The 17,314-nt window shown below is 36.7% G+C and carries 16 protein-coding genes and 1 pseudogene; 15 read left to right on the top strand and 2 right to left on the bottom strand.

The annotated features are described in order from the left end of the window. Positions 1-53 precede the first annotated feature (53 nt). Positions 54-1,109 (top strand): lactonase family protein, encoded by a 1,056-nt coding sequence (locus BT1A1_RS15710; protein ID WP_034773083.1) that lies wholly within the window; start codon positions 54-56, stop codon positions 1,107-1,109. Positions 1,110-1,163: 54 nt separating this feature from the next. Then, entirely contained in the window at positions 1,164-1,658 is a 495-nt protein-coding gene (locus BT1A1_RS15705; RefSeq protein ID WP_034773060.1) for a PTS sugar transporter subunit IIA, read from the top strand. 296 nt (positions 1,659-1,954) lie between these two features. On the opposite strand, the gene BT1A1_RS15700 is transcribed toward BT1A1_RS15705, so the two are convergent. Next, complete coding sequence (locus BT1A1_RS15700) at positions 1,955-2,377, bottom strand: hypothetical protein (protein WP_034773059.1); 423 nt, start codon at positions 2,375-2,377, stop codon at positions 1,955-1,957. A gap of 414 nt (positions 2,378-2,791) precedes the next feature. Here BT1A1_RS15700 and BT1A1_RS15695 point away from each other — a divergent pair, with 414 nt between their 5' ends. From BT1A1_RS15695 to BT1A1_RS15665, 8 genes and pseudogenes are all read left to right on the top strand, one after another. Further along, positions 2,792-3,127 (top strand): hypothetical protein, encoded by a 336-nt coding sequence (locus BT1A1_RS15695; RefSeq protein ID WP_034773058.1) that lies wholly within the window; start codon positions 2,792-2,794, stop codon positions 3,125-3,127. Beyond that, entirely contained in the window at positions 3,124-3,636 is a 513-nt protein-coding gene (locus BT1A1_RS15690) for a hypothetical protein (RefSeq protein WP_051989185.1), read from the top strand. Before BT1A1_RS15695 ends, BT1A1_RS15690 begins: the two co-directional genes overlap by 4 nt. After that, entirely contained in the window at positions 3,617-4,012 is a 396-nt protein-coding gene (locus tag BT1A1_RS15685; protein ID WP_034773057.1) for a hypothetical protein, read from the top strand. Before BT1A1_RS15690 ends, BT1A1_RS15685 begins: the two co-directional genes overlap by 20 nt. An 812-nt stretch (positions 4,013-4,824) precedes the next feature. Then, positions 4,825-6,384 carry a Re/Si-specific NAD(P)(+) transhydrogenase subunit alpha gene (locus tag BT1A1_RS15680; RefSeq protein WP_034773081.1) on the top strand — a complete coding sequence of 520 codons (1,560 nt, stop codon included), beginning with the start codon at positions 4,825-4,827 and terminating at the stop codon, positions 6,382-6,384. Between the two features lie 3 nt (positions 6,385-6,387). Next, on the top strand, positions 6,388-7,785 hold the full coding sequence (gene pntB / locus BT1A1_RS15675; protein ID WP_034773056.1) for a Re/Si-specific NAD(P)(+) transhydrogenase subunit beta: 1,398 nt from the start codon (positions 6,388-6,390) through the stop codon (positions 7,783-7,785). 921 nt (positions 7,786-8,706) lie between these two features. Beyond that, a pseudogene (locus BT1A1_RS17535) lies at positions 8,707-8,936 on the top strand (macro domain-containing protein); the annotation flags it as partial. Between the two features lie 75 nt (positions 8,937-9,011). Beyond that, positions 9,012-9,554 (top strand): hypothetical protein, encoded by a 543-nt coding sequence (locus tag BT1A1_RS17530; protein ID WP_156103273.1) that lies wholly within the window; start codon positions 9,012-9,014, stop codon positions 9,552-9,554. Further along, a complete protein-coding gene (locus tag BT1A1_RS15665) occupies positions 9,538-9,741 on the top strand; it encodes a DarT ssDNA thymidine ADP-ribosyltransferase family protein (protein WP_034773055.1) in 204 nt (67 codons plus the stop codon). Before BT1A1_RS17530 ends, BT1A1_RS15665 begins: the two co-directional genes overlap by 17 nt. A 520-nt stretch (positions 9,742-10,261) precedes the next feature. Here the strand turns inward: BT1A1_RS15665 and BT1A1_RS15660 are convergent. Next, the gene (locus BT1A1_RS15660; protein WP_034773080.1) at positions 10,262-11,482 is read right to left on the bottom strand and encodes a dicarboxylate/amino acid:cation symporter; all 1,221 of its coding nucleotides are present in this window, start codon (positions 11,480-11,482) and stop codon (positions 10,262-10,264) included. 603 nt (positions 11,483-12,085) lie between these two features. Here BT1A1_RS15660 and pxpB point away from each other — a divergent pair. The 5 genes from pxpB to BT1A1_RS15635 all read left to right on the top strand — a co-directional run bounded on the left by pxpB (position 12,086) and on the right by BT1A1_RS15635 (position 16,878). Next, positions 12,086-12,799, top strand: a complete 714-nt coding sequence (gene pxpB, locus BT1A1_RS15655) for a 5-oxoprolinase subunit PxpB (protein ID WP_034773054.1) — start codon at positions 12,086-12,088, stop codon at positions 12,797-12,799. Beyond that, positions 12,796-13,794, top strand: coding sequence for a 5-oxoprolinase subunit C family protein (locus tag BT1A1_RS15650; protein WP_034773053.1), 999 nt, complete (start codon positions 12,796-12,798; stop codon positions 13,792-13,794). The genes pxpB and BT1A1_RS15650 overlap by 4 nt, the downstream gene beginning before the upstream one ends. Positions 13,795-13,805: 11 nt before the next feature. Beyond that, positions 13,806-14,576, top strand: coding sequence for a LamB/YcsF family protein (locus BT1A1_RS15645; RefSeq protein ID WP_034773051.1), 771 nt, complete (start codon positions 13,806-13,808; stop codon positions 14,574-14,576). 285 nt (positions 14,577-14,861) lie between these two features. Beyond that, positions 14,862-16,073 carry an NRAMP family divalent metal transporter gene (locus BT1A1_RS15640; protein ID WP_034773050.1) on the top strand — a complete coding sequence of 404 codons (1,212 nt, stop codon included), beginning with the start codon at positions 14,862-14,864 and terminating at the stop codon, positions 16,071-16,073. Between the two features lie 7 nt (positions 16,074-16,080). Further along, entirely contained in the window at positions 16,081-16,878 is a 798-nt protein-coding gene (locus BT1A1_RS15635; RefSeq protein WP_072012713.1) for a putative hydro-lyase, read from the top strand. Positions 16,879-17,314 lie beyond the last annotated feature (436 nt).

Here is a 17,314-nt window from a genome sequence, read left to right as displayed (position 1 = left end):
GGCAGAAAGATACGAATTCGAAGTTATATAGATTAATGTTTGAAATAAATAATATGAAGGGGTTCGACATGACTAGTTACATTGGATATATAGGAACATACACAAAAAAGGAAAGTAAGGGGATATATCAATTTACTCTTGATACCGAGAAAAAAATGATTACAGATGTACAGCTTGCCGCTAAATTGGAAAATCCCACCTATATTGCAGTAAGTAAGGATAAAAGAAACTTATTTGCAGTAACAAAGAATGGTGAACAAGGGGGAATTACTTCCTTTTCAGTAGGGACTGAAACAAGAACGTTAACAAAATTAAATAGTATATTATTAGATGGTGCACCACCTTGTTATGTTTCTGTAAACAACATAAACAGTAAGGTATTATCGGCAAATTACCACACAAAAAAGCTAGTATCCTATAAATTAAACCAAGATGGTTCTTTTAATAATGAAATATCCATTGTAAATCATGAAGGTTCAGGACCTCATGAAAGACAGGAAAAGTCACATTTGCATTTTGCTGATTTTACTCCTGATGGAAAATATATCATTGTGGTTGATTTAGGGAGTGATCGTATAATCACTTATACGAATACGGATGATGAGTTAAATGAAGTGAATAGTTTTTCAGCTAAACCAGGAAGTGGACCAAGACATATTACTTTTCATCCAAATGGAAAGTTTGCATATGCAGTTACAGAATTAAGTTCGGAAGTAATAATGCTGTATTATGATGCAGAAGATGGCAGCTTTAAAGATATACAATATATATCAACAGTTCCGGAAGAATTCAGGGAGGGCAATGACGCTAGTGCAGTTGTAATTAGCTCGGATGGTAAGTATCTTTATGTTGGAAATCGTAGACATAGCAGTATTGCGATTTATAAAATTGATGAAAATAATGGTGAATTAACTTTTTTGGAGTGGACTCCAACAATGGGAAACTGGCCGCGAGATTTTGTTCTAGATCCAACTGAAGAATTTTTAGTCGCAACAAATGAAAAAACAGACAATATGACTTTGTTTAGTAGAAACAAAGAAACAGGAAGATTAACTCTACTTCAATCGAGTATTAAAGTGCCTGAACCAGTTTGTGTAAAGTTTTTGTAGTCTATTATTTTAAATACTATTAAATACTTGTATAAAATAAAAGGATGTAAGAACATGTTAAAAAAATTATTTTCAAAATCAAATACAAAGTTGGAAAAAATCTATGCTCCTATTACCGGAAACATAATTCCATTGTCGGAAGTTCCAGATCCAGTTTTTTCAGAGAAAATGATTGGTGATGGAATTGCAATTATTCCATCTAATGGTTCAATTGTTTCTCCTGTAGAAGGTGAAGTTATACAACTTTATCCAACAAAACATGCTATTGGAATAAAATCAGTTGAAGGAATCGAAATATTAATTCATATTGGATTAAACACAGTAGGATTGAATGGTGAGGGTTTTGAAACGTGTATAGAAGTGGGGAAACATGTAAAACCAGGAGATAACTTAATACATGTTGATTTGAAGTTATTAAAAGAAAAAAACCTAGACACTGTTACCCTGTTAGTAATTACTAATATCTCTGAAAAAAAGGTGAAAATTAATTCTTATGCTAGTGGCACTGTGAATTGTGGGGACCAATTGTTAGAATGTGAGATAGGATAAATAACATAGGAGATTAAACGAGCTTTAGATTAATTAGGGGCTGCTGTAAAGTCTAAGAAGGGGAAGGGTTTTTTAGTCTTTTATCGAATTTAATTTTAATAGGGGAATAGTTTTTGTCAGATAATCGATTTATGTACAATTTTTTAGAAAGATTTTCCAAATGAATTTCAATATTTTTAGTTTAGGGGTTGTCCTAAAAAAGTTTTTTACCAGGGTACTTGAAAAAGTTTACACACTCGAAAATATTACTCAAGCGCTAACTTCCGACATTGACGGTCAAAAGAACAAAAACTCCCCTAAAACAGCTGTATAATCGTGTTTTTGAGGGGTTTTTTATTTTTTTGTAGATATGCATTTGTTCTTTTGTCTTTTTGACCATAAGCCGGGATATCCTTTAAATCAAGTGGTGATAAAATATCAGAAAAGACATCATCGGCTTTATTCTTTATAAAAATTTCTCTCTCATCAACGTTTAGCTTAGTGATTGTTGCACTTCGGATGGCGCCCTGTATTTTCTCCGTGGAATAATTTTTTCCCTTCTGATGAAGATAATATTCAAATAATCGTTGAATGACCAAAGCCAGATAACATATAACAAAGTGATCCAGAACAAGTTTTAAATGCCTACCATGAACTTTGGAAAATTGAAGAAATTTTCCGAGTACTAAGGAGTAATTTTGAAGCTCGTCCCATTGATTATGTCTATGATTACATTGCATAAATCTTTTCTTATGATGGTTGTGTTGATAGAAGCTACGTTCAACAAGTCATGAGATAAATTTACCAATAAAATTTTTGCGAAAGTTGCGAAACTGCACAATAGAAAGTAATCCCCTTAAAAAAATTCATTGTTATGTAGTTATCTACAACATAAAAAATAAGTTATCCACATTTTTTAAAAATTAGGCAAAGTTGGTTTTGTTTGGCCTTTAATGTGGATAAATTCAAACGTAAAATTTTACCAATTGTGGAAAAGTCGTATTTCCACAACACTACCAAAAATTAATAAATTTACACCTTATAGCTGGACTACCCCGTTAGGTTGAAATATTTTAGGTGAATGTGATATATTGAAATTAAAATTCGAAAATTTTATAATAAGATATACAAAGGTGTTCTTAGGGGTGAAACAAATGAAAACAACTCTAAAGTTTAAATATAAGTTCCCTGAAAACTTTAATCCCACTTACACAAATGGTGTATATGGGGGTATTGCTCCGCAGGGTGAAATTGTTATGAATTTCTTTTTTGAACGACCACCACTACCTTATGTAGAAAACCTCGAATTAGGTGAAGAAGGCCAAGCTGTAACACCACCAACTGTTATTGACCCTAATGATTTTGACTATAATGTCATTCGTTTTGTCTCTTCGGGCGTTATAATGAATTTAGACTCAGCAAAAGCAATCCATAATTGGTTAGGACAAAAGATACAAATATTGGAGCAAATGAGGGAGGAAAACCAATGATTGAAAAATCATATTTTACGCCTTCAGAACCGATATTTAATCCATTTATAGTTAAAGCAAATACATCAAGCAAAGTGAGTAGTTTATGGCAAATGCGGGTGAAGAATCGGATTGCCTATAATTACTCATCAACATTTACTAGTATACCCCAAAAATACATTGTTGAAGAAAAAAGGAAATCGATTAATCTGCAGAAATTAAAGGATCTAGAAAAACTTGAGTACAATTGGAACGGCAATGGGGCAGAACCGTTTACAACGGAGGTTTTGAACAACGCAAACTATATATATCATAATATAATTAGAGAACCCAAAATTTTTCCAACTGGTAGAAAAAGTATACAATTTGAGTATGAAAAGAATAATGGAGATTATTTAGAATTTGAAATTTTCCATGATCGAATTGAAGTGTATATGGAAGTATCAGAAGAAGAGAAAGAAATAACCATCCCATTGATAAATGTTGTAAAAAAGGTAAACGAGGTTATAAATGAGTTTTTTGAATCCTAAAATAGATGAAAATGAATTTTTGTATCGAGCGATAAAAAAATCAATTCCAAATCAGTGGGATATTGAGAAAAATAGACCTTCTTCTGCACTTTTTAAAGATTCAAAAGGTGTTTCAGTCGATAGAGACGGAAATCGCAATAAAAGGGAAATTGTTACTAGCTTTTTAGAAAGGTTTGGACTTACTGAGTTAAAGGCAATTGTAAATATTAGAGCAGGTCATTGTTATGAAAAGGATTGTAGCATACTATATAGACCTTTGGATGACAATCCTTTTCATGCAGAAATACACAATGGGAATGGTAAAGTTGAGCTTACAAAAGGTCAAGCAAGATTCCTTGCCAAGAATTGCACCATTGTAGAACAATATGATTTATAATATCTATAACTATTATTTTATTTTCATTGAAAAATTGGAAAATGAACGGGGATGATTTCCTCGCCATCATGACTAAATATAATGGCCTAATTTGGCCTAACCTCTAGCCTGTTAATGTGATAAAGTGAACATAAAGAAACTGCCCCACTGAATGTAAATGTAACAAAATTTGAAAAGCATTCACACCTTTGGTTTATTTGTGGCAGCTGTTTTTCCGTCTTCAATTTCTCTCCAAGTTTTTTTATCTCTCTAGACGATCTAAACTAATATCCTATTAAGTTCAAAAACTTTTATTAAAGAAATTCTTAACTTGTAGTATCTGCCCAATATTCTTACGGTGTTGATGATAATCAATTAAATCCTGTTATATAATTGATATGCTGTTAATGTTAATTCGTAAAGCTGAAGAGAGTTACCCAAAATTCATGAAAAATGCAATGGGAATAAACTTCCATTAAGCACCTTAAATTTTTTATATTCTCTAAAAAGATAAAATAGGAACAGGGATTTTGTAATCTCGTTCCCATTTTTTATGCAAATTGACCTTTTACAAACTTTTGTCACTTTTTTCGACTAAATATATAGAAGAATTTAATATAATGAAAGAGATTAGTAATTTTTTGGAAAATTGGAGGGAGCAAGTGAAAAGTTTTCCATTTTAGTTCACCTTAACCGGCGGAATGGCCCCACATCAAGATTTTAGAGATTGCAAAGAGGAGACGACATTAGTGGGGGATGAAGAGCCCCCAGCCGGAAGTTTCACTTTATCTATGATAACTAGAAAAATCCTTTTGCTGAAAGGAGTATCGGGAATGAGAATAGGAATACCTAAAGAACGAGTTGCCGGTGAAAGACGTGTTGCAGCAACTCCAAAATCCGCCATTCAACTGAAAAAACTTGGGTTTCAAGTTGCGGTTGAGACAGGTGCAGGTGAGGCGGCAAGTTTTACCGATGAACAGTATATCAGCTCCGGAGCAGAAATTGTCGAAGCTGATGATGTGTTTCAATGTGATTTAATTTATAAAGTGAATCCGCCTACCGAGGAGGAAGTTTCAAAGATTAAGGAAGGGGCAACTTTCGTCAGTTTCTTGTATCCGGCACAAAACGGCGCACTTGTTAAAGAGCTTTCCCAAAAAAACATCAATGTACTGGCAATGGACATGGTTCCGCGCATTTCACGTGCCCAATCAATGGACGCTTTATCTTCAATGGCTAATATTGGAGGATACAGGGCGGTTACAGAAGCACTTCATGCATTTGGACGATTTTTTAACGGGCAAATTACCGCTGCCGGGAAAGTACCACCGGCAAAAGTATTGGTCATTGGTGCAGGGGTAGCCGGGTTGGCCGCGATTGGAATGAGTAAATCCCTTGGTGCGATTGTTCGGGCCTTTGATACGCGTCTGGAAGTGGCGGAACAAATCGAATCAATGGGCGGAGAATTTTTGAAATTAAACTTTGCCGGTGAAGAAGATGGTTCTACTTCTACAGGATATGCCAAAGTCATGTCCGACGAATTCATTCAAGCAGAAATGGCTCTTTTTGCTGAACAGGCGAAAGAGGTTGATATTATTATAACCACCGCACTTGTTCAAGGAAAACCGGCACCTAAGTTAATTACGAAAGCGATGGTTGACAGTATGAAGCCGGGCTCGGTGATTGTTGATATGGCCGCTTCAAGTGGAGGTAACTGTGAATATACGGTACCGGGGGAAATGATTGTGACTGCTTCCGGGGTGAAAGTGATTGGTTACACAGATTTGCCCGGTCGACTGCCTGCTCAATCGTCTGAAATGTATGCAACCAATCTCGTCAATTTAACAAAATTACTTTGCAAGGAAAAAAACGGCGAGATCGATATCAACTTTGAAGATGTGATTTTACGCCATATGAGTGTCGTAAAAGAAGGGCAAATTACCTTCCCACCGCCGCCAATTCGTGTATCGGCGACGCAAACCTCGAAGAAAGAGACGAAGCAAGCAGAACCAAGCGAGACACCGGTTAAAGAAAAGAAACACCGCTCCTTGTTAAAAGTGGTATTTGGTGGGCTGGCAATTGTGTTCTTCCTATGGTTAGGTCAAGTTTCACCTCCTGAATTTTTATCACATGTAACGGTTTTTGCCCTTGCCATTGTAGTTGGCTATTATGTTGTTTGGAATGTAACCCATGCTTTACATACACCGCTTATGTCGGTTACGAATGCCATCTCCGGTATTATTATCGTAGGTGCCTTATTACAGATGAACAGTTCCCTAACGTCGGTTAAAATCTTGTCTTTTCTTGGTATATTAATTGCTACGATCAATATATTTGGCGGGTTCACCGTTACTAAACGCATGTTAAAGATGTTTACGAAGAGCAAGGAGGTGTAATCAATGTCGCAAGGTTTAGTTACTGCAGCGTATATGATTGCAGGGATATTGATTATTATGAGCTTAGCCGGTCTATCGAAGCAGGAAACAGCAAAACGTGGCAACTATTTTGGTATTTTGGGTATGGCGATTGCCTTGGTTACAACGATTGTAAGTATTGAACTTGATGTTGAAAGTATGGCATATATTTTGGTGGCTGTCTTAATCGGTGCGATCATCGGTATTCTTTTAGCAAAACGAGTCGATATGACGGAAATGCCGGAATTAATCGCAGCTTTACATAGTTTTGTCGGTTTGGCAGCCGTATTTGTAGGCTATAACAGCTTTATCGAGTTACTTTCAGATCATTCTTTTGTTGGATCTATGCTAAACATTCATTTAACGGAAATTTTTCTCGGCATTTTTATTGGTGCTGTTACCTTTACCGGTTCGATTGTCGCTTTTGGAAAACTTCATGGCAAAATTCGTTCCAATCCACTTATTTTACCATATAAAGATTTGTTGAATATTGGGTTGGTGCTTGTGTCTGCGGTTCTTATATTTTTATTTATTTCTGCAGGAGCTTCACAATCCGGGATTGTCTACCTTGCCATTATGACGGCGATTGCGTTATTTTTAGGCTGGCATATGGTCATGGCAATCGGCGGTGCAGACATGCCGGTTGTTATTTCCATGTTGAACTCATTGTCCGGTTGGGCGGCTGCGGCATCGGGATTTATGCTGTCAAATGATTTGTTAATTATTACCGGAGCATTGGTGGGGTCGTCGGGAGCAATTTTGTCCTATATTATGTGTCAAGGCATGAACCGGAACTTTTTCTCTGTTATTACCGGTGGCTTTGGAAATGAAGGAGCAAGCGGGGAAGCGGAAGAAATGGGTGATTACCGGGAAATCAGCCCGGAAGATGCAGCAGAAATGTTAAAGGGGTCAAGTTCTGTTATTATTACACCTGGTTATGGGATGGCTGTAGCTCAAGCGCAATATCCGGTGGCGGAAATTACGAAAAAACTCTGCGATCAAGGGGTTAACGTCCGTTTTGGTATTCATCCGGTGGCAGGGCGGCTTCCGGGTCATATGAATGTATTGTTAGCGGAAGCAAAAGTACCTTATGATATTGTTCTAGATATGGAAGAAATTAATGATGATTTTCCGGAGACAGATACTGTGCTTGTTATCGGGGCCAATGATACGGTCAATCCGGCTGCAATCGAAAATCCGAGCGGCCCAATTGGCGGGATGCCGGTACTCGAAGTTTGGAAGGCAAAAAATGTTATTGTTATGAAACGTTCCATGAGCGCGGGATATGCCGGTGTACAAAACCCGTTATTTTTCAAGGAAAATTCCTATATGTGCTTTGGTGATGCAAAAACAACCGCAGAGGCCATACTGAATGCGTTGTAGCAATTGAAATCAGATGTAGGGATCCAATGTGAAGGAGATAGTCGTTATGTGGTGAGGACTACAGTCTAAGTATGCGACATTTAATCCAATATGAATTCGATAATCATCATGTGACGAGGACTACAACCTAAGGCATGCAACATTTTAGTCCAATGTGAAGAGGCCACTGAAAAACAATTCGAATAAGCTCACTTAAACAATATATGGTAGGATAAATCACGAGAATACATCTAAATATGGTGGGTGTTTAGCAAGTATTCTTATAATTATTTAGCACTTTTTCAGTGGCCTCCAATATGAATTCGATATTCGTCATGATTGGATCAATGTTGGCGGGACGGTACAGCTTGCAGGCGAACCTCCAATATGAATTCGATAATCATCATGATTGGATCCCTTTAACGTTTGACATTTGGAATTACATATGGATTTTCCCGAAGTTGATTTGACTTTATTCTTTAACTAATTTGTTTTACCAACTTCAAATTAAATGTTTTTATCGAACAAAATTTATTCTACTAAACAATATTTTGACTATATCCAGGGAGATTTTATTACTAATGATATCTCATACTATTTTAAACATATATAAGAATTTTAACAATTAATTAATATATCGTTATATAAATCCCCAAATTGTTCATAATGCGGAATGATTAGTACATAGCCTCGACATTTGCAATTAAAACAGCTTCAAAAATTATTCTTTTATGGCATAATATAGATAATATTGGTATTTTAATCGGCTGAGGTGAAATCAAAAATTTGATTAGAAACATAAGTTCGTATATAATGTTTATAAATATCTTATGAATCTTATCTGGGGTAAAGGGGTGAAAAAAGTTGATTACCTATGTTGTTGGAGATTTGTTGAAAAGCCCGGCTCGTGTTCTTGTTAATACTGTTAATACTGTCGGAGTTATGGGAAAAGGGATTGCTAAAGATTTTAAGGTTATTTATCCCGAAATGTTTAGCCAATACCAAAATCTTTGTGAGAAAGAATTGTTTCATGTAGGTCAGCTTTGGTTATATAAAACGCCGCAGAAGTGGATTCTAAACTTTCCTACAAAAAAACATTGGAGGTCTAAATCGAAATTGAATATATTGAAGCGGGGCTAGAAAAATTTGTTCATACTTATATGGAGAAAGGTATTACATCCATTGCGTTTCCCATGTTGGGTTGTGGGAATGGAGGTCTCGATTGGGAAAATGAGGTAAGACCTTTAATGGAAAAATATCTTAAAAATTTGCCTATCGATATTTATATTCATTTGTATAGAAAAGACCCGTTTGAACCAGAGTATAGAAATATTAATAAGATAAAGAATTGGCTAAGAAGTGAACCCGAATCATTGGCATTTGTAGAGGTTTGGGAGGATATTCAGAACCTTGTCCGACAAAATGATTCTTATTTTACATTGAATAATAAAATTGGTTTTACTGTTTCTATAATTAGTCACCCTGAGGAAGGATTAGGTATCAAAACACAAGGCCGAATAGTTCATATCTATAAATCACAACTAGTGGCTCTTTGGCAACATATCCGCAGCTTTGGTTTTGTAATTCCTAGTAGTATGCCTAGTGGGATGGAAAAATATACTCCATTCATTATTGCTATCCTTCATCATTTACCATATTTAAAACCGGTAATTATTTCAACTCAATATCAAGAAATGAACAAAGAATCAATTGGTTTACAGTATATTCCAGTTAATCATACAAAAAATCTCAATGTAGAAGAGGTTTATCTTGATGAATCAACAAATTAAACCTGACGCTCATCTTTTTGTTAATTATATAGATCAACTTATAAAAGAACCTTGGTTAGGACAATCAAGAAGATGGTGGCCAAAATTTGTTTACCATTTTACAAACATTGATAATGCAGTAAAAATTTTAGAAGACGGAAGGTTACTAAGTAGGGGGAAATTAAACAAGTTACAGGGCATGGTCTGATAACGCTAGTCCAAATGCAATTACATGCCCCTGTTATTGGTGGATGTTTACAGTTTAAATTATCCAATATAGATACAAATAATTTTAAAAAGGTTCTAACTGTTCCATGTTCTCCGTAGATATGTTGGGGATACCGCACGTGGTCCGGCGATAAAACCTTCATTTTTTTATCTTCTTGTTTTTGTCATAGTTAAAACAAATACATCCCTAATGTGAGAATCTGTCTTTAATATACAGGTTAGAATGTTCTGCTGATATTATTTGACGGTGGAACAGGAATAATTGCATATACTTTGGATGAAATGCTCCAGTGGATCACATAGACAGGTACCTTGGTCCAGTTAAGGGGGGTGACTTTGTTTGTCACTGTACGTTAATGTGCAAAAGTGAACAAAGACACAAGGACAGATACCTTGACCTAATTTTACTTTTAATTTGGAATAACGGGAAGGGGCTTGGTGACAAGGTACCTTCCCCCAAACACAAAAAGATGGGACGATGAACCTGTCCCCATGTCCCACTATACACTAACGTCATTCGATATTTTTAATTCTCGATTTTCCTCTATAGCATTCACTACAACTGCAGCGGAGGCATCACCCGTGATATTTACAGATGTCCGGATCATATCCAATAATCTATCAATTCCAGCAATGAGAGCAATACCTTCTACCGGAAGCCCTACGGAAGTAACGACCATCGTAAGCATAATCAAGCCAGCGCCAGGAACCCCTGCAGTACCGATTGAAGCAAGAGTGGCAGTTAATACAATTGTTAACTGTTGTACCAAAGAGAGATCATATCCGAAAAATTGTGCAATAAATAAAACACATACACCCTGATACAATGCGGTTCCGTCCATATTGACGGTGGCTCCCAATGGAAGAACAAAGCTGCTTACTTTTCTAGAAACACCGAGGTTCTCTTCTGTGTTTTTAATTGTTATTGGCAAAGTTCCCGAGCTGCTTGATGTGCTGAATGCGACTAAGCTAGCAGGTGCAATTCCTGTAAAAAATTTAAGTGGATTCATATTCGCAAATAGTTTAACTGATGTTGAATAGACTAATACGGCGTGAAGGATACAACCGAAATAAACGACTAATATCACCTTCATAAGTGGAAGAAGTACAGAAAGACCATACTCTCCAACAGTTGGTGCGATTAAACCGAAAACCCCAATTGGAGCCAGTTTCATTACAATGGCTGTAATTTTATACATGATTTCAGCAAATTCATTAAAAAAGTTATAAACCGTCTTTGCCTTATCTCCTAATATCGTAATGGCTGCACCGAGAAAAATGGCAAAGAAAATGATTTGCAACATATCCCCATTTACTAATGAGGCAATTGGATTCGTAGGGACGATATTTAATAAGGTGTCGATTATACTGGGGGCCTCGGTTGGTTCAACTTTCTCCACAGATGCATCAATATTGACACCTTTACCTGGGGAGAAAATATTGGCAAGAATTAATCCGATTGTTACTGCAATGGCCGTGGTTAACAAATAATAAACAAGTGTGATTCCACCCATTCGTCCAATTTTTTTAATGTCCCCAGTACCTGCAACGCCCACAACAAGGGAAGCCAGAACTAAAGGAACGATAATAAATTTGATCATACGTAAGAATAAATCGCCAAATGGTTTTACAACCTCAATCTTTGGCCCGACGATAGCACCAACAATAATAGCAAGTACAAAAGCAATTAAAATTTGCGAAAGTAATCCAATTCTCTTCATAAAAACCTCCTTTTGAGACATGGGGACAGGTTCCATAGCCATAAAGGCCACTGGGACAGGTTCCTCGACCCACTTCAGTTTATTCATTCTGGACAATAAACTAGCCCCTTGCCACTCGTTATTATTTGGGAAAATGAAGCTGTCCCTCTGTCCCTGTTAATTGTTACTGCCTTCACACTGCTCTAAAAAATATAAAATTTTATACATTACTTACTCCTTTTATATAAGAACTTACATAAATAGTCAATACAAATTTTCAAAATAAATAATAAAGGGAATTTTGTCGTATAAAATAATATTTAATAAATATAAAAAATATATGCTTACATTGAGTATAAATCCTATACTTGATCGTAGTTTAGAATTCAGTATTGATAACATTTTCTCACTTAAAACGCGAAGAAGTCTATTTATGTTATATTATATTACATATTTTTGTCAGATTTTAAAACATCCCCCTTGAATAAATAAGATTTTATATTATAATAGTATTCAAAAATAAAAAAATAAATTTGCTTTGATTAATTAAATGTTTATTCATATCATATAAATTTTTAAAATAAAATTGCGTTTATATAGATATTATTGCAAGGGGGGTAAAGAATGGAATATGAATTATATCCACTTGGGGAAGATGCGGTTTTGATTGAACTGGGAAAGGAAATTAATTTAGAGACACATCATTGGGTTCAGATGATAACCGGTTTGCTTGAGGATAATCCCCCGGAATGGATGATTGAATTTATTCCTGCATTTACGACTATCACTATTTTCTATGATCCTTTTAAAATAATAAAAGCTTTTAAAACCAATCAATTACCATATACATATGTTTGCCAGCAGATTAACTTTCTTTTTGAACAGTTCAATTTTGATAAATCTACACAACAGAGACTTGTTGAGATTCCGGTATGTTACGGTGGCGAATTGGGACCGGATTTGGATATAGTGGCTAGTGTAAATCAGTTGACACCGGAAGAAGTGATTCAAATCCATACATCGGGAGACTACATTGTTTATATGATCGGCTTTGCACCGGGTTTTCCATATATCGGAGGGATGTCTGAGAAAATTGCAGCACCAAGGAAAGAATCGCCCCGATTAAAGATTCCTGAACGGTCAGTTGGAATTGCCGGCATGCAAACGGGTATTTATCCGATTGAAACCCCTGGCGGATGGCAATTGATTGGTCGGACACCAATACGGTTATTTACGCCTGAAGCCAACCCGCCCAGTTTACTCAGGGCCGGTGACAAAATTAAGTTTACAGCAATTAGTTTTGAAGAATATCAAGCATTGGAGAAAAGAATCGGATGATTATTGTAAAAAAAGCCGGACTTCTTACTAGTATTCAAGATTTAGGAAGGCGAGGGTTTCAGAAATACGGTGTCATCGTTAGTGGGGCAATGGACAGATTAGCACATCGGGTAGCAAATTTGCTGGTCGGTAATGAGGAAGACCTTCCAACGATTGAAATCACCTTACTTGGTCCGACCATCGAATTTCAACAAGATTCCCTAATTGCAATTTGTGGTGGGGATCTTTCCGCAACAATAAATGGGAAACCAATCGGGTTATGGAGACCGATTTTAGTCAAAGCAAATAGTGAATTGAAATTTGGGGCATGTAAAACAGGATGCAGGGTCTATCTTGCAGTGGCAGGTGGTTTTACTGTGCCGACTGTTATGAATAGTAAATCGACTTATTTACGTGCGGGAATTGGCGGCTATGAGGGTCGGCCTTTACGAACGGGTGATCAATTGTCTGTTGGAAAAACAGGAGAGTTATCAAATCGGATAATGAATCAATTAAGTCGATTTTTTACAGAAGATATTGTTGAGGAAAAATGGCAGGTTAACCCTATGCGATTCTTTGAAATGAAAAGGGGGCAAGCCGTACGAGTCATCAAAGGTCGTCATTTCCATCTATTTTCAAAAGAAAGTCAAGATACTTTTTTTCAAAATGATTATACCATTTCCAATCAATCAGACCGGATGGGATACCGGTTAAAAGGTAAAGAATTAATATTATCCGAAAAAGAAGAAATGATTTCAGAAGCGGTTAATTTTGGAACGATTCAAGTACCGGCAGATGGGAACCCAATTATTCTTTTGGCAGACCGACAAACAACCGGCGGCTATCCAAAAATCGGGCAAGTAGCAAGTGTGGATTTAAGTATTTTAGCACAAGCAAAACCGGGCGATCGAATTCGATTCACTGAAATTTCTTTTGAAAAGGCCCAATTTCTTTACTTAAAAAGGGAAAGGAAAATTCATGAATTAAAACTAGGAATCTATTTGAAATACAGTTAGGAGGATGCGTTATGCATTTGGTTGATTTAAATTGCGATATGGGAGAAAGTTTCGGTGCATATCGAATGGGAAAAGATGAAGAAATTCTTGATTATGTGACAAGCGCAAATATTGCTTGTGGTTACCATGCAGGCGATCCGGCGACGATGAGAAAAACTGTTCAAATGGCACTTGAAAAAAATGTCGGCATTGGGGCCCATCCCGGTATGCCGGATTTAGTTGGTTTCGGGCGAAGAGAAATAAATATATCTCCCCAAGAAGCTTATGATTTGGTTATCTATCAAATGGGTGCTTTATATGGGTTTGTGAGATCGGAAGGGGGAAAAATTCAGCATGTGAAACCACATGGAGCACTTTTTAATATGGCAGCGAAAAGTGCACCATTATCAGAAGCAATTGCTGAAGCTGTTTATAAAGTGGATCCTGAATGCATTTTGTTCGGGTTGGCAGGAAGCGAGTTGGTAAAAGCCGGTAAAAAAATTGGGCTTCGGACAGCAAGTGAAGTATTTTCCGATCGTACGTATCAAAAAGATGGTTCGTTAACATCAAGACGAGAAGAAAATGCACTTATCAAGGATCATAAGATTGCCGTAAATCAAGTAATTCGCATGGTAAAAGAGGGAAAAGTCAAGTCGGTGCAAGGCGAAGATGTTGTCATTCAGGCAGATACCATCTGTATTCACGGTGATGGTTTACATGCCCTTGAATTTGCCCAATATATCTCAAATGCTTTACGTGAAGCTGGAATTACAATTGCCAAAATTGGTGACTTTTTAAGATAAAGTGAAACTTCCATTAGTGGGGGAATTGTCCCCCGCTGATGATTAGTTGAACCAATCGGGCACTTTTCTTCCTTTTTTACATCTTTGATTTTTCTTAAGCCTCAGACGGAGGATTTAGTGACCGTTTGTGCGGGATAAAATGAAACTTCCATCAGTGGGGGGATTATTCTCCCACTGATGATTAGTTGAACAAAACGGACGCAGCGGGCAGCCCGATCCCCACCTACCTTCTATGTAAACTCAGAAACCTGAGGTGGGGTCTTACTGTTCGATGTGGGATAAAAGATGAAGGCGGGAATAAAGATGGGAAAACAAGAGTCTAATAGGTCAATACTTTTAGGTGCAGCCTTTTTAATGGCTACTTCTGCAATCGGGCCGGGATTTTTAACACAAACAACTACATTTACAGAACAACTCGCAGCAAGTTTCGGTTTTGTTATTTTAGTTTCCATTATCATTGATATTGGTGCGCAAATGAATATTTGGCGGATTATTGCAGTATCCGAAAAACGCGCACAAGATATTGCGAACGATGTCTTGCCGGGGGTGGGTTATTTTCTGGCGCTGTTAATTGTAATGGGCGGTCTAGCCTTTAATATTGGGAACGTTGGTGGTGCAGGCTTAGGGTTAAATGTTCTATTTGGCATTTCACCGGAATTAGGTGCACTTTTAAGCGGAATTTTTGCGATAGGAATTTTTCTAATTAAAGAAGCAGGAAAAGCGATGGATCGTTTCGCACAAATTGCCGGTTTCGTTATGATTGGACTCACGATTTATGTCATGTTTACAGCTAAGCCGCCATATGGTGAAGCGGTAATGAAAACCTTTATTCCGGATGACATAAGTTATCTTGCTATTGTTACTTTAGTAGGTGGTACTGTTGGCGGTTATATTACTTTTGCCGGGGGACATCGATTAATTGATGCAGGGATTAAAGGGAAAGAGGCGATTCCACAAGTGACGAAAAGTGCAGTAAGTGCCATTGGAATCGCATCTATTATGAGAATTTTCTTATTCTTGGCTGCCTTTGGTGTTGTTGCACAAGGTTTTGCCCTTGATCCTAGTAATCCCGCTGCTTCGGTATTCCAAATTGCTGCAGGTACGGTTGGATATAAAATATTTGGAATCATTATGTGGGCAGCTGCTGTTACATCTGTTGTCGGTGCTGCTTATACATCTGTTTCATTTATTCGAACTTTTAATCCTTTTATTGATAAAAATTACCAATGGTTTATTGTTGGTTTTATTGCAATATCCACAATCGTATTTGTTTCCATAGGTCAACCGGCCAAAATTTTAGTTCTTGTTGGTTCGTTAAATGGATTAATCTTACCAATCGCATTGGGTGTTATGCTTATTGCGGCATATAGAAAGAAAATTGTTGGTGATTATAAACATCCGTTATGGATGACAATTTTTGGCATTATCATCGTTATCACCATGGCTGCTATGGGTATTTATTCATTATTAAATGGAATTCCGCAATTATTTAAATAAAGGAGAGATGAATGTGTCAAATCCAGCACACTTCAGTCCGGCTGAGGCTCGTAAATTAATACGTGAAAAAAATTGGGTAAAACCGACTTCAGGTGTCGCAAATGGCTATATTCAGGCAAATCTGGCCGTATTGCCGAAAGAATTAGCATTTGACTTTTTATTGTTTTGTCAAAGAAATCCGAAGCCTTGTCCTATCATTGATGTGATTGAGCCAGGAGATGTTGCTCCACAGGTTGCAGCTCCATCGGCCAATGTTAAAACAGATATACCTAAATATCGAGTCTATAAAAAAGGGGAATTTGTTGAAGAAACGACGGATGTAACAGAAATTTGGGATGAGAACATGGTTGGGTTTTTAATTGGTTGTAGTTTCACTTTTGAAGAAGCGCTTTTGAAAAATGAAGTGCCCATTCGTCATATTGAGGAAAATTGTAATGTTCCTATGTATATTACCAATATTCCATGCGTTAAGGCAGGAATTTTCGAAGGACCAATGGTTGTCAGTATGCGGCCGATGACAGAAAAACAAGCAATTCGTGCAGTGCAACTGACAAGCCGCTTCCCGTCTGTACATGGTGCACCTGTACATATTGGTAATCCGGAAGTAATCGGTATTAAAGATATTCACAACCCGGATTTCGGTGATTCAGTCACAATTAAAGAGAGAGAAGTTCCGGTGTTTTGGGCATGCGGAGTTACCCCTCAAGCAGTTGCTATGCATGTAAAGCCGGAAATCATGATTACACATGCACCCGGGCATATGTTTATCACAGACTTGAAAAATGAACAGTTTGCGATTTTATAAGAATGGAAGGAAATTTTTCACTAAGGAAATTGCTTTTCTATAAAAAATGTTTTTATCAGAGATTTTGGTCCACCGATTATTGCTGTTGTTATGAAAAAATAAAGCAGAGGTTATTAAATGGTTACCACCCAAAAAGCCCATTTTTCAAGAACACACGCTCAAATAACAATATATTGTGTCTTAATAAAGAACAATAACACTATATTTGGTGGAAATATTTCTATAAAACCTTTTTGGGTGCTAATCATTAAATAAAAAATGGAAGAAATTTCAGCATTGTATGCTGGTTGCTGAAAAATTTTTGTTAAAGTGTAAGCTGATTTAATAATTCAAGCACAATAAAACAGGGACTTTGCTATGAAAGCCCCTGTTATTGGTGGACGTTTACAATTTGAAAATAATCAGGGGTTACTTAAATCTTCAACAAGGCAAGTCA

Origin of the sequence: Caldibacillus thermoamylovorans (assembly GCF_000751775.1) — a bacterium.
GTDB classification, from domain to species: domain Bacteria; phylum Bacillota; class Bacilli; order Bacillales; family Caldibacillaceae; genus Caldifermentibacillus; species Caldifermentibacillus hisashii.
This window is presented reverse-complemented; position numbering and strand designations above follow the sequence as displayed.